Origin of the sequence: Microcoleus sp. K1-B1 (genome assembly GCF_036704705.1) — a bacterium.
Taxonomy (GTDB): domain Bacteria; phylum Cyanobacteriota; class Cyanobacteriia; order Cyanobacteriales; family Microcoleaceae; genus Microcoleus.
In genome coordinates this window covers 18,405-32,146 of record NZ_JAUBSH010000080.1, presented here as the reverse complement: position 1 = coordinate 32,146, position 13,742 = coordinate 18,405, and the positions used below count along the sequence as shown (strand labels likewise).

Below are 13,742 nucleotides of genomic sequence, written 5' to 3'. Positions count from 1 at the left end.
CGAATATTTGCCCAAATGGAATTATCGAGCCGTACCCCAACCTGAGTAATTCATTAAGTTATTTATTTTTCATTCCTTAAATTGATGCCGGAAAACCCTGAGTAGATTTGTAAAAATGATTAATATTTGAGATTCATTGAACACTAAGGAGTTAAAAATGCTAACCAAACCGACAACTCCACTCAGTAAAAGAGAACCCGACGGATTCCTCAAAATCAGTCTAAATCTCACAATGGGAATTGGAATTACTACCTTTATTGCAGCCTTAACTTTAATCGCTGTTCATTTTCATGACTCACAATCAAAATACCGAGACACTTTAAATTTTGCGGTAACTACATTAGCTACTGCCGCAGGAATATCTAGTGCCGTATATGCTTTGCGGGGAATCGAAATCAATTTAGAAGACAAAAAAATCGATCGAACCTTACGTTACATACAAATATGGAACGATCCTAGCTATTTTAGTGTTCGACAAATTGCCGCAAAAATTCATAAAGATCTCAAACCGCTAGATGAGACCAAAAGTAATGAGTACATGAATCAGATATATGCAGATGCAGAGAAAAAGCAGGAAATAGTCAATATTCTTAATTTTTTAGAAGAAATGTCTATGTGTGTCCATTTCGGTCTCGTTGACGAAAAATGTTTGAAAGAGTTTTATCGATATATAGTTTGTACTTATTGCGATACCTTCACGCTCTTTGTTCACCGATCGCGAAGAGACAAACAGAGCCCGAGGCTTTACATCCACTTAACAGATCTATGTGAGCAATGGAGACATTAATTACCCGACTTTTTATTGTTTGTAAAAGGTTTTACCTAGCGGATTCAGGATCGAAATGAGTCAAATGAAGAAAACAATCGGGAAATATTTCCGGATTGTTTCTCGACAAATGGAAGAGTCAATTAAAGGAAGTGTAAACTGAGCCATAAAAGGTGCATCAGTCTCATTGAAGGTCTTTACTACTCTGGAGACAAGGACGTAGTTGTGCTTTTTGTGTTGTAATAAAAGGAGAAATGATGAAACGATTTACTTGTTACTCAATCGACTTACTTTTTGAAGGTGATACAGGCTTCTAAAACCTGTTGGCTTTTGTCTGTCATTAATGATTATTAGTGTAGCAGATGCGATAGAAAGTCACCTATCTTGAAAATCGCATCCAACCGTGACAATTGTCACGAAAGCTAACATTTTCATACTCGACAGAACCGCTAATTTTTGCAGAGAGTGAGGGGCAACTCACTTTCTGCACTTGACTGTTACCTAATTCCCTAGAACTCATCAACCTAATTTCAATCTAAAGAATTAGGTTGATGAGTATCTCCATATTTCTCAACCCTCACACATCCAACTTTAGAGATCCCCCTCAAAATATGAAGGAGAGCTCATTTGTTGATTATCAGCATTACTGAATAAGGAAATCAAGGAAACCGATGCCACTCGATCGTTATCTTTATTGTTAAAGTTCTTCATTTTCTGCTTTCTCCAGAGTGTAGGTGAGAAAATCTAGGTTGAGAATGGGGGAAACACTTTTATTCCCATACTTTTGGGTTGGAAATCATCTAAGCCTTTGAATACTCTGAGAGTTAGCCACACCAGAATAATTCCAGGTAAACTCAATCTGCAAAACACCAAACATAGATTGGTGCAACACCCTAAGACTTATTATTTTTTCCTAATGTCAGCTAAGTTATAATGCCTCATAAACTAACTCAAACATGGAGAAGTCCCGATTTACTTTGCGACAAATCATAGACTGAACTCTGTTTTTAAAAGTTTAGGCAATCATACTGGCTTAAAAAAAATAATACACCAACGAGCTTCTCTCTGTCAACTTTTTCGTTAACGAGTTCTAGAGAGGTCTTCGGATTATACAAGACTGAGCGCATTGAGCTATCAGCCTATGAGTTGTCGCACCTACAAAGATAAACAAGTTGCAATAAAATTCAAGCTTGTCGGTGATATATGACATGAATTTTAATGATCTTTATCTCCAATCCTTAGTGATATCGATCACTGGAAGAGCCGATTAAAATCCTTTCCGGTATCTACAATAAACCGTGTACCGATAATTAACATCAGTTATCTTACTGAAAAAAACCAACTCGATATTTCAGAACCGGATTAACTCTACTATTTAACTGGTTCCCACGCACAGCCGGGGAACCGATGTCTAGAGGCTTTGCCTCACTTGCTTGGGAACATTGGAGGCAGAGTCTCCGGATCTGCGTTACCAGGCTGAAGCCTGGTAACAAGTAGAATTGAGCGTGCCGGACAACAAGACGGCGTTATCGCTGTTTACAAATTTAACTCATGATTTCCAACGATCGCAAAACCAAACTAGAATACGGGGATTTTCAGACACCGCTGGAATTAGCCGAGATGGTGTGTCGGAAATTGAGAGAACTTGATGTTAACCCCAAAGTCATCATTGAGCCAACTTGCGGGATAGGTAATTTCATTAAAGCTGCTGCAAATTCGTTTCCATCCGCCAGCAAGATTATCGGGGTTGAAATAAATCACAGTTATTTAAGAGAATTAATAACTAAGCAGAAATTGTTACAGGATGAAAGATGTGACGTTAAGCACGGAGATTTTTTTGATTTTGATTGGACATCATTAATCAACCAATTTAATCATAGGGTACTGGTTCTTGGGAACTTTCCTTGGGTAACAAACTCACAACAAGGAACTGTTGGCAGTGAAAACTTGCCGAGAAAAAGTAATTTTCAAAAGCACACTGGCTTAGATGCACTAACAGGTAAGAGTAACTTCGATATCTCAGAATGGATGTTGATCCAGACGGTGCAATGGCTGCAAAATCGCAATGCGGATCTGGCAATGCTTTGCAAAACTTCTACTGCTAGAAAGTTATTGAGTTACATTAATTCAAAAAAACTGAATCTCGCTAGCTGTGCAACTTACACAATAGATGCTAAAAAGTATTTTGGTGCAAATGTGGATGCCTGTTTGTTATACTGCAAGTTTGACTTAAGTTCACAAAACTACTTCTGCGATGTATTTAGCAGTTTAGAAAGTTCAGATTCTCACCGAATCGGATATCACAACAATCTCCTGGTTAAAGATATAGATTCTTTCAATAATTTGAGTAATTTATATGCTGTAAATTCAGGAACGAAATGGCGATCGGGTCTAAAGCACGACTGTTCGAGCGTGATGGAATTTCGGAAAATTGATAATTTGTTTGTCAATGGATTTGGGGAAGGAGTCGATCTTGAGGAAACTTATTTATTTCCGCTACTTAAAGGATCGGATGTCGCTCAAAATCGCATTAATGCCACAAACCGCTATATTTTAGTAACTCAAAAATTTATTGGCGAGTCAACCGAACCGATCAGAGATATCGCTCCTAAAACCTGGCGCTATCTGGAGGTGTGCGGACAATATCTAGATAATCGCAAAAGCAAAATTTATCAGCACAATCCTCGCTTTTCTATTTTTGGCGTTGGCGATTATAGCTTCAAATTTTGGAAAATAGCAATTTGCGGACTTTATAAAAAATTGGATTTCAGATTGATAAGTGGAATCGCTAATAAACCTGTGATTTTCGATGATACTGTTTATTTTCTCAGTTTTGAAAACGAACGAGTTGCACGTAAAACTTTTGACCTTTTGAATTCATCGCCAGCAATTAAATTTTATTCATCGATGGTATTTTGGGATGAAAAGCGTCCGATCAAATCCAGTGTCTTAAATTGTCTGAATCTGTCACTGCTGGCAGATTTGGAATATTTAATCGCAGATGCACGCATATAAAGGCAGATGGATACAGCTACATATTGACTTTTTCATGCAGAATTTAGGCTGCTATTTTTGAGATAATATGTAAAAAATCGTGATATCCTCCAGATTGCTTATTCGGTTTCTAATAGGGTAAGGTGCGTCGCCATCTACAATCTGCAAGTTTCCTTGAAAATCTCACAGATCCGCACCCTATAGATTAGAGACTGGCGCAAGCCCTAGGATAGCGCTGATTAACAAGCTGCTATCCTCTGTAGTGCCGGGAGGTAATAAGAGTGGCAAAGAATACAATTAAATTACTAGATCTCGTTGCCTTAACCGTTGACATTCCTGAATACAATCTGTGGCGCGGACAAGTAGGGACTGTGGTTGAACTGTTGGCTGATGGTGCAGCCTTTGAGGTTGAATTTAGCGATCGCAACGGACGCACTTATGAATCTGTCGGGCTGCATCCAGAGCAAATCATGGTGTTGTATTTTGAGCCAGCATCACCTGATATCAAACCCGAAATGGTTACAGCATAAGCAGCCCAATAACTTGCGGAATTTATAAAAAATTGGATTTCAGGTTGAATTTCTCAACTTGGAATCATTCCCTCTCTCTCCACTATTATTCCCGAAAAATCTTCTCTTCATCCCTTGGGCTTGTCTTGGCAACTAGAATAATTGCTCCCCCTATTTATTGAGCCGATACCCTATATTCATGGAATATAGCCTTTCTCAGTAACATGAGGTGCACGCTTGATAAGCGGGCAGAGGGCAGAGGGCAGAGGGCATAGGGTATAGGGTATAGGGTATAGGGTATACCTCACTTTATTGAGAACTGCTATATGCTGTATCATACAGCAGATTCCATGTAGATGTATGACAGAGAAACCGGGTTTCTTGAACCGAATTAGTAATGATTTGAGAACTGTAAAGAAACCCGGTTTCTGGGGTGTACTTCATAAACCTGGAATACGCTGTAAGTTGGTCAGCTTACCACTAATTGTCCTTAATTTAGAAACCCTGAACGGAAACAATCCTGCTTTGAAGTTCATTAGGGGTTACATCCTCTACAAAACCTAAAATCCCGTTAGAATTCCTGACTCTGATGAGAGTTCCTGAATAAACTCCGCTAATTCCGCCTCTGAGTTGAGTTCCTGAAGCAGATCCGCTAAATTCGTCGGCCACATCTTGCAGTATAGCTTGCGGCCCATCGAACCTATATGTTAATGCCACATTTTGTACAGGCTCCAACACTATATCATTAACCGTTAAGTCACTCGCTAATCCAATGCGATCTAAATCAGGATCAAAACTTTCGATTATATCGCTAGAATTGATATCTGTAGTGGCAGAATCTATTTCCAGAACGCATAAATTATTGCCAAGCCCACACTCTAAGAAGTCTCTGCCCAAGCCGCCAACCAGAGTGTTATTCCCATCTGTGCCGGATAACAAATCATTGCCTTTCCCCCCAAATAAAATATCATCGCCAGCGTCTCCAAGAAGCCAATCAGCCTCTAGACCACCAATGAGGGAGTCATTTCCCTCCTGTCCATACAGGCCATCTTTTCCTTTTCCCCCAAATAGAGAATCATTGCCTGAAAAACCTATGAGAATATCTTCCCCTTCATTTCCCAGGATTAACTCGCTAGCCCCTGAGCCATTTACTGTATCGTTGCCATCGAGGGCCCAAGCTCCTAAAGGGAAGTTTGTTAGCTCTCCAAAAGAAAGTTGAATCAATTCCGAGGTGTTGTCGCCAATTAAGCGTAAGGTCCCTGACGCATCCGGTTTTAAAGCCATAGCTAAAATCTCTGTGTGTTGGTCGATTATTAACCCTACTTGAGCCAATACTGGCTCACAAGTGGGTCATAATTCAATTAGAACCGTATTCAATATAACTTGAAACGGTATTTTCCAAAAGCATTGCCACAGTCATCGGCCCGATTCCTCCCGGCACCGGCGTGATAAATTCGGCTACTGTTTTAACAGCATTAAAATCAACATCTCCAGCCAAACGACTCGTACCGTCTGGATTGACAACGCGGTTGATACCGACATCACATTAATATAGTCACTTTTTACACAACCCATAGTAGTCAAGTGCGAAATTCGCACCCTACTACTAGCGTTTCTGCGTAAGTCCTGTAAATATCAGGAGTTAATTTGTGGCTAAAAATATGATAAGTTTGTCATATCACCACTGATTGTCCTGAATTTAGAAACCCTGAACGGAAACAATGCTGTTTTGAAGTTCATTAGGGGTTACATCCTCTACAAAACCTAAAATCGCGTTAGAATTCCTGACTCTGATTAGAGTTCCTGAAGAAAGTCCGCTAATTCCGTTGATAAAAGCTGGAGGAAGGAATGGTTGTAAAGCTTGTGGGAACTCGAACCTATATGTGAATGTCACATCCTGTACCGGCTCCAACACTATATCATTGACCGTTAAGCCACTCGCTAATCCAATGCGATCAACATCAGGAACAAAACCTGTGATCGCATCACTAGAATTGATATCTGTAGTGGCAGAATCTATTCCCAGAACGCATAAATTATTGCCAAACTCACAACTTAATAAGTCTCTGCCCAAGCCACCAACCAGAGTGTTATTCCCATCTACGCCGTCTAAAAGATCATTGCCTCTACCCCCAAATAAAATATCATCGCCAGCTTCTCCCGTAAGCAAATCAGCATCTAAACCACCACTGAGGCAGTCATCTCCATCAGAGCCATCCAGTAAATCTCTTCCTTTTCCCCCAAATAAAGAATCGTTGCCTGCAAAACCTGTGAGAAAATCTTCCCCTTCATTTCCCAGGATTAACTCGCTAGCCCCTGAGCCATCTACTGTATCGTTGCCATCGAGGGCCCAAGCTCCTAAAGGGAAGTTTGTTAGCTCTCCAAAAGAAAGTTGAATCAATTCCGAGGTGTTGTCGCCAATTAAGCGTAATATCCCTGACGCATCCGGTTTTAAAGCCATAGCTAAAATCTCTGTGTGTTGGTAGATTACTAACCCTACTTGAGCCAATACTGGCTCACAAGTTGGCCCCAATTCAATTAGAACCGTATTCAATATAACTTGAAACGGTATTTTCCAAAAGCATTGCAACAGTCATCGGCCCGATTCCTCCCGGCACCGGCGTGATAAATTCGGCTACTGTTTTAACAGCATTAAAATCAATATCTCCAGCCAAACGACTCGTACCGTCTGGATTGACAACGCGGTTGATACCGACATCAATTACTACTGATCCAGGTTTGACCATATTAGCTGTAATCATTTCTGTGCGGCCGACTGCGGCTATTAAAATATCGGCTTGATTGGTAATCGATTCTAAGTTTTGCGATCGCGAATGAGCTACAGTAACAGTGCAGTCAGCTTCTAATAGCATCAGCGCCATCGGTTTTCCTACCAAAATACTTCGGCCCAAAACAACGGCGTTTTTTCCTTTCAAATCAATCTGGTATTCTTGCAATAACCGCATCACTCCGGCGGGAGTACAACTCCGCAAGCCTTGCTCCCCGCGCACGAGACGGCCTAAATTTACAGGGTGAAGTCCGTCAGCATCTTTATCGGGGGCAATTTGATACAGCAGCGCAATTGCATCTAAGTGCTCTGGTAGCGGTAATTGAACTAAAATGCCGTCTACTCGATCGTCCTCGTTGAGTGCACGAATTGCAAGTTCTAGTTCGGCTTGAGTAGCGTTTGCGGGGTAATGCTGGCCGAAGGAAGCTATGCCAACTTTAGCGCAGGCTCGCTCTTTGTTGCGAACATAGGCTGCGCTAGCTGGGTTGTCGCCCACCATCAGCACCGCAAGTCCCGGAGGACGCCCCTTTTGGGGTTGTAGGGCGCGGACTCGATCGCTCAGCTCGGTTTGAATCTTTTGGGCTAAAGCTTTGCCATCTAGTATTTGAGCAGTTTTGGCATCCATTGTAGACTCTGGGTTAGGGGCTGACGATTTTAGATTTTAGCTTAATCCCCGCCAAGGACTACACTAGAGAAATTTCTTACTTGCGATCGATTCTGGGGATTCTGTTAAAGTAAGTCGTATCTCACATCTCAAATCAGTTGACCAATGACTACTGCAATTAAGCAAGTTTGGATTCAAAGATTCTGCACCGGCTCTTTGTCGCTAATCCTCGCTAGCGGTTTCTTCAGTTGCGGCAATTTACCCATGTCTCAACTTAATCTTGGCTTTAATGTTGCTAGCATTGGCGACGTTCAACAAAAGCGGCAAGTGGATGCTGAAGTTTATCTCCGGGGAAAGGTAGAAAATCGCGCTCCGTTTGTAGGGAATGCGGCTTATCAACTTGAGGATGGTACTGGCAGTATTTGGATTTTAACCAAGCAAGAGTTGCCCCAGCTTGGCGATGAAGTGCTGCTGAAGGGAGAAGTCCGCTACAAGAGTATTACTCTCAAGGAATTAGCCGGAAAAGATTTAGGTGAAGTTTATGTTGAGGAAATGGAACAATTAAAGCGCACTCCAGCGGTCACTCAATAAAAATAGGAAGATGCTAATTTTTTTCAATAATTAAGTACGTCGATTTCATAAAACTCAAAGGTTTTTAGTTGATCCGAAGCGCTGTGGGTATGTTTATTTATGCTGAAAGTCGATCGACTAGAATATCCTCGTCGGGGCGGGTTTCTCAGCTCTTTTGTTTATATTACAGATTACGGTTAACCTGCCCCTAGGACACCAACTTCTCCTCTTTCTCCTAGATAACTTCTTCCCTTTTCCTTCTCTCCTCAATATTCCTGCGTTAAATCCGTTAAATCCGTTAATCCCCTACATGGCTCGTTGCAGAAATTTCTTATGACTAAAATTCACGTTGCGATCGCGATTTTGTACCAAGACGGCAAGTTTCTCTGTCAGTTGCGAGACGATATTCCTCATATCAGGTATCCCGGACAATGGGCTTTGTTTGGCGGACACTTGGAACCCGGGGAAACGCCGGAAGTTGCTGTAGTGCGGGAATTATCAGAGGAAATTGGCTATGCTCCTCCAAGTGTTTCTTTTTTCTGTTGCGATGTCGAAAAAGATGTGGTTCGCCACGTTTTTCACGGGCAACTTAGTACGGATGTCAAAGATTTAGTTTTGCTTGAGGGTTGGGATATGAAGTTATTGACACCGGAGCAGATTCGGGCGGGAAAATGCTTTTCTGAGCAGTCAGGAGATGTGCGACCTTTTGGGATTGCTCACCAACGTATTTTGTTAAATTTTATTGACTCGATTTGAGAAAATTGGCACGCACCCTACATTGCATAGCTTTGAGCAGGGAGATATTCGTAAGGTGCGCCCACCAAGGGGTGCACCCTACATTGCAGGGGGTTTAACAGTTAAGAGCGAGCCGCAATCATTCCCGTTTGGCGCGCGTAGTCAAACAACCCTCCGGCATCAATCACTGGCCCTACTTCTCCTAAAGGTTTGAGCGAGAAAGTTCGATCGAGAGTGTGGTTGACAATTACCTCTTCTGTAAAGTCGATCGTCACTTCTTGGCCCGTTACAAACAAGTCGCAGAGTCGCTCGACTGATTCGATCGGGTACAATTCGCCAGTAGCCGAGCAATTGCGAAAGAAAATGCGTGCGTAAGACAAAGCCACCACCGCTGTGACGCCAGCGGCTCCCAGAGCGATCGGAGCGTGCTCCCGCGAAGAACCGCAGCCAAAATTTTCGCCCGCTATGATAATCGGATACCGGGTTTTCTGTTCACCGGATTCGATAAACTTACCGTAGCGATCGGGCAAGCCAATCATAGCGTAACTGCCTAGTTTCTCGTACTCATCCGGCTTCGAGGGAACCAGGGTCAGGTATTCGGCAGGGATAATTTGATCTGTATCGATGTTGTCGTCTACAACAAAAATTTGACCGCTAATTACTTTACCCATAGTTTATTTCCTGTTAGCCTCGCTCGATGCTGTGGTGATAATTTTAAGTGGATCGGTATGCAAGATTTGCATCTGTTCATTTTAACCTGGCAGTGTCAGTGATAACCTGTATGAGTAAAAATTAGATCCGAGACTTTGGGTTAACAATTAACAATTGCTAAGCGTCAAGATAGTTTTATGGCAAATCCAATAGATGACATTGCTCGACAAGCTCGTGAGGGCTCGGTTGCATCGATTATTCAAATCCTTAATGACGAACTGGCACAGGTAGGGGTCAGAGCCCGAGCCGTGTTTGCAGAAGGGGTGCTGCAACTGCTGTGCGAAGCTGCAACGCCCCAACTGCTCGAAGAGTCGAGTTTGGTCGATCGAGTCCGAGAAATTTTGGAACGCATTTCGCCCCACAATATTCGCCGAGTCAACATCAACAGCCGGCTTGTCCGAGAACACCAACTGCTGTGGCTGGAAGAAATTAGCCGCGATCCGGATAATCAACTTTTGTGGTCTCAAGAAATTAAACTCCGAAAGCCGAATTTGTTCAAGCGTTTAGCCACCGCCCATCACGAACGACAAGCTGTGGCAGGCAAGCGGGCTTTGCCGAGAATGGCTATACCTCGATCGATGCAGCAACCGCGGCAATTTCAGCGCGGTATCGTCGGCGGCATCAGCTTGACCGTGCTGTTACTTGCAGCAGCGGCCGCCATCCACAAAGGACTTAATTCCCAAGTGCCAAACAGCAGACAAGCCAGCACCCAAGCAGTTGCCAGTGCCCCTCCCTCGGAGGCAAAACCTGCTTTGAAAATTTCTAAGGAGACTGTTAATTCTGCTGTTGACTCTTTTGCCCAAGCAGTGCGAGTAGCCGAACAAGCAGCCACCGAGGGCAAAACCGCTCAATCTCGCGAGGATTGGTTAGTCGTAGCTGCTAAGTGGCAGCAAGCGTCCGATTTGATGGCCGCCGTGCCTTCCAAGCATCCCCGCTACACAACGGCTCAGAACCGAACGGCACTTTACCGCCAAAATAGCGATAAAGCCCAACAGGAAGCACAAAATAAGTAAGCAGGTAAGTTAGGTAAATTTAACCAGAGAGTTCGCCACGCTGCTCTAGGTGTCGTGAAAAATGAGTTTTTGAGTTAAAACTCGGAAACTCTCAGCTATGTTATGAGTGATTATTTTGGGATTTTGAATTTTTGCGATCGGCGTTACTCGATCGGCGGATTTGTATCACAATAAAAATTTGTTAGGATCACAAACTTAAATAGGAAACATCACACAGCGAGAAGAGGGGTGTCACTAAGCAGTCTCTAGAAAAGCTTCATACTACTAATAACCGTCAAAATTAGGGGAATGGGATTGATAATCATCCGCTAAAGGATGGTAAAGTTCATCCCGTACAGATCCAAGGGTAGAAAACAGGAAAATAGAACTCGGTCAGATCTGGGTATATTTTTACATATCGAGTGACCCGCCGACCGGCTGCACAAACACAGAAAGCAGGCTCATAACGGTCAAGCCGACAGTTATCGAGAGGTTCTATATTTGCAGCGAGAGCCGGCTCAAACATCTTAGAATAAAGGCTTGGTTGCCATGATCGATCGCCAGGGAAATCAAGACTTTACTTTGATCGACAGATCACCGTCAGAGTCTTGCACTTTGCATTTACCGCAAATCGCAGAACCAATATCAGTCCCAAAATTTCTGGATCGTCTTATGCAGTTCCAGGTCGATCCTGCCCTTATCGGGCGACAAATTTGCCAAATTCTCGCCACCAGCTTTGATCGAGAACTCCTGCTGCTGCAAATAGCCAATACTTTGGGGGTTGCATGGGGGGCAGATTTCTGTTTGGTTACTGCTGTGGTTGACCAAAAAGTAGTGCATCCGAATGCTTACTGGCAAAATAGCAGCGATTTCCCGTTCCCCTATCTTGCCAGTGTTGCGGGTTCCACTGAAACACCGCAACACCGCCAAACTACAGGATTAAAACCGCCTAGCATATCACTCGAACACCCAGCTTGGGCAAACGTCCTAGCAGAAGGCGAGATAGTGGCGATATCCGACTATCTTGATATTCCGGCAACTTCATCGCCCAATTCCCCTGTGACTGCGCTGCCTTTTCGGGCAATTTTGGCAGGGCCTGCGCGATTTGGAGGGGCTGTAAATGGCATGATGATTGTTGGTAAGTCGCAACCTTACGAGTGGTCGGTAGCCGATCGGCAGCGCCTGGAAGCAGCATCAGACGCGATCGGCAGCGCGATTTCTCACATTCAAAAAACTCAAGAAATTGCCAGCTTAAACGAACAGTTACAGCGACAAGCTAAATACAAAAATCTACTCAGGTCAGTTGCTGCCTCGATCGACACCAATTCAGAAGTCGATCGAATATTGCAGCAAGTTATTGAAAATACCGTCGATACCCTGGAAGTAGATAGAGGCCAAATCCTGCTATTGAAATATACAGATCCTCTATTTACAAATCGCTCTCCCAATCAAACTCCCAAAGCGAAAGTCGAATTACTTTGCGAATCTGTTGTAAAAAAAGAGACAAATAAACAAGCAATAGCACAAAGCGGGGTAGGAAAAAAAAGCTCAACATCTAAAACAAAAAACAAGGATAAAAATGCTAATTCCCAATCCCAAATCCCCAACTCAAAACCAAATAACTCTCCCGCTTTTTGGCTGTCAGAATCTAATTTGTGCCACCAAGCATTCCACAGCGCACCCAAACCCCTAGCCCTCGCTGACGCAGGCGAATTAATCGGCAAAGAACAAGAAGCAGCCACAGAAATTTTGAAACTCCAAGGCATTCGCGGCTTGCTGCTGGTTCCCCTCACGGGCGGTAGCGGCCAGGAAACAGTTTTAGGTTTCTTGGTTTTGCAGCACTCGAAGCCGCGCACTTGGAACCCGGAAGAATTAGAAGTTCTCGAATCAGTCAGCGCTCAAGTGAGCAAGATGATTATCCAAACTCAAACGCTTAAGGAATTGCAAACCGTAGTTTTAGACAGAACCTCTCAGTTGCAGCAAAGTCTCGACGTGCAGGGGAAACTGTACGAACAATCTGCCAATCAGCTAGAGCAAATGCGGAAATTGAAGCTGGTTAAAGACGAGTTTCTCAGCACTCTGAGTCACGAGTTGCGTACCCCTTTAACAATCATGAAACTGGCGATTCTGATGCTTAAACAAGCTGAACTGCCGTCAGCGAGTCGGACTAAGTATCTCGAAATTCTAGAACAGCAGTGTTCTAAGGAAACTGCTCTGGTTAGCGATTTGCTGGCCCTCAAGCAGTTTGAGCCTCAGCAATTCCCGATTTCTCTAATCAAAATCGATCTCAACCGTTTATTTCAAGATTTAGTTAGGGATTTTGAAAAACAGTGGGCGGATAAGCAATTGACTCTTAAGGTGGATTTGCCCAAGTTGACCCCTTGCTGGGAAACTGACTCGGACATTCTCAATCGGGTACTGCTGGAACTGCTGACGAATGCTGGAAAATACTCTGCTTCTGGAACGGCGGTAGTTTTAGAGGCGTCTGAGGCAGCCGGCTATATTGTCCTGAGCATTTCTAATTTCGGTCGCGGCATTTCTGCGGCTGATTTGCCCCACATATTTGACAAGTTCCGCCGTGGCACTGGCATTACTGACCAAGCTATCGCCGGTACGGGTTTGGGTCTGGCTCTGGTAAAGTGTTTAGTGCAGCACTTGAATGGTACTATTGATGTATCTAGCTGTCCGGCAGAAAGTTCAGAAGCGGACAATTTGTGGCGCACATCTTTTACTTTAACTCTGCCGCAATTTGCAGCGGAACTCTGTAATGTAGAAGAATAGTTCGGTTGAGAATCTGCTGGGAATTGGCAGCGAACAGCAGAAACTAGAAGACTTGCCAGAAAAGGGAGATTGGGAAATGTCGTAAACACTACCAATTCCTCTGTTTTGAATTGTTTGTCTGGTTGCCGTCTAAATTGCCGGTTCTCGCTTGCTGATTTTCCCCAGAACTTATATTATGTCTGGTTATTGACCCGTAATTAGCGCGTGTTTTTAGTGATTGCGACTGTCCTCTATTTATGAATTAATCAGGACTTGCATTACTTACTAGGAACTTAATTATAATTGTATAGTC

11 protein-coding genes and 1 pseudogene are annotated in these 13,742 nt (G+C 43.3%); 7 read left to right on the top strand and 5 right to left on the bottom strand.

Annotation, left to right across the window (positions count from 1 at the left end; all coding sequences use genetic code 11):
* Window positions 1-157: 157 nt before the first annotated feature.
* From QUA83_RS23270 to QUA83_RS23260, 3 genes are all read left to right on the top strand, one after another.
* Window positions 158-787 (top strand): DUF4760 domain-containing protein, encoded by a 630-nt coding sequence (locus QUA83_RS23270; RefSeq protein ID WP_333296184.1) that lies wholly within the window; start codon window positions 158-160, stop codon window positions 785-787.
* Between the two features lie 1,530 nt (window positions 788-2,317).
* Window positions 2,318-3,781, top strand: a complete 1,464-nt coding sequence (locus tag QUA83_RS23265; protein ID WP_333296181.1) for a class I SAM-dependent methyltransferase — start codon at window positions 2,318-2,320, stop codon at window positions 3,779-3,781.
* A 260-nt stretch (window positions 3,782-4,041) separates the two neighbouring features.
* Entirely contained in the window at window positions 4,042-4,290 is a 249-nt protein-coding gene (locus QUA83_RS23260; RefSeq protein ID WP_333296180.1) for a DUF4926 domain-containing protein, read from the top strand.
* A gap of 474 nt (window positions 4,291-4,764) precedes the next feature.
* Here the strand turns inward: QUA83_RS23260 and QUA83_RS23255 are convergent, their stop codons facing one another.
* The 4 genes and pseudogenes from QUA83_RS23255 to folD all read right to left on the bottom strand — a co-directional run bounded on the left by QUA83_RS23255 (window position 4,765) and on the right by folD (window position 7,682).
* Window positions 4,765-5,553, bottom strand: a complete 789-nt coding sequence (locus tag QUA83_RS23255; RefSeq protein ID WP_333296179.1) for a calcium-binding protein — start codon at window positions 5,551-5,553, stop codon at window positions 4,765-4,767.
* A 73-nt stretch (window positions 5,554-5,626) separates the two neighbouring features.
* Window positions 5,627-5,812 (bottom strand): annotated as a pseudogene (locus QUA83_RS23250) (bifunctional 5,10-methylene-tetrahydrofolate dehydrogenase/5,10-methylene-tetrahydrofolate cyclohydrolase); the annotation flags it as partial.
* A 156-nt stretch (window positions 5,813-5,968) separates the two neighbouring features.
* On the bottom strand, window positions 5,969-6,730 hold the full coding sequence (locus QUA83_RS23245; RefSeq protein WP_333296177.1) for a calcium-binding protein: 762 nt from the start codon (window positions 6,728-6,730) through the stop codon (window positions 5,969-5,971).
* Window positions 6,731-6,803: 73 nt separating this feature from the next.
* A complete protein-coding gene (gene folD, locus QUA83_RS23240) occupies window positions 6,804-7,682 on the bottom strand; it encodes a bifunctional methylenetetrahydrofolate dehydrogenase/methenyltetrahydrofolate cyclohydrolase FolD (protein ID WP_333296175.1) in 879 nt (292 codons plus the stop codon).
* 144 nt (window positions 7,683-7,826) lie between these two features.
* On the opposite strand from folD, the gene QUA83_RS23235 reads away from it, so the two are divergent.
* Together QUA83_RS23235 and QUA83_RS23230 are read left to right on the top strand one after the other, a co-directional pair.
* Window positions 7,827-8,252 (top strand): DNA-binding protein, encoded by a 426-nt coding sequence (locus QUA83_RS23235; RefSeq protein ID WP_333296173.1) that lies wholly within the window; start codon window positions 7,827-7,829, stop codon window positions 8,250-8,252.
* A gap of 312 nt (window positions 8,253-8,564) precedes the next feature.
* The gene (locus QUA83_RS23230) at window positions 8,565-8,987 is read left to right on the top strand and encodes an NUDIX hydrolase (RefSeq protein ID WP_333296171.1); all 423 of its coding nucleotides are present in this window, start codon (window positions 8,565-8,567) and stop codon (window positions 8,985-8,987) included.
* Between the two features lie 101 nt (window positions 8,988-9,088).
* Here QUA83_RS23230 and QUA83_RS23225 read toward each other — a convergent pair whose 3' ends face one another.
* On the bottom strand, window positions 9,089-9,637 hold the full coding sequence (locus QUA83_RS23225; RefSeq protein WP_333099268.1) for a LeuD/DmdB family oxidoreductase small subunit: 549 nt from the start codon (window positions 9,635-9,637) through the stop codon (window positions 9,089-9,091).
* Between the two features lie 177 nt (window positions 9,638-9,814).
* Between QUA83_RS23225 and QUA83_RS23220 the strand changes: the two genes are divergently transcribed.
* Entirely contained in the window at window positions 9,815-10,690 is an 876-nt protein-coding gene (locus QUA83_RS23220) for a hypothetical protein (protein WP_333296169.1), read from the top strand.
* Window positions 10,691-11,341: 651 nt separating this feature from the next.
* Entirely contained in the window at window positions 11,342-13,450 is a 2,109-nt protein-coding gene (locus QUA83_RS23215) for an ATP-binding protein (RefSeq protein WP_333296167.1), read from the top strand.
* Window positions 13,451-13,742 lie beyond the last annotated feature (292 nt).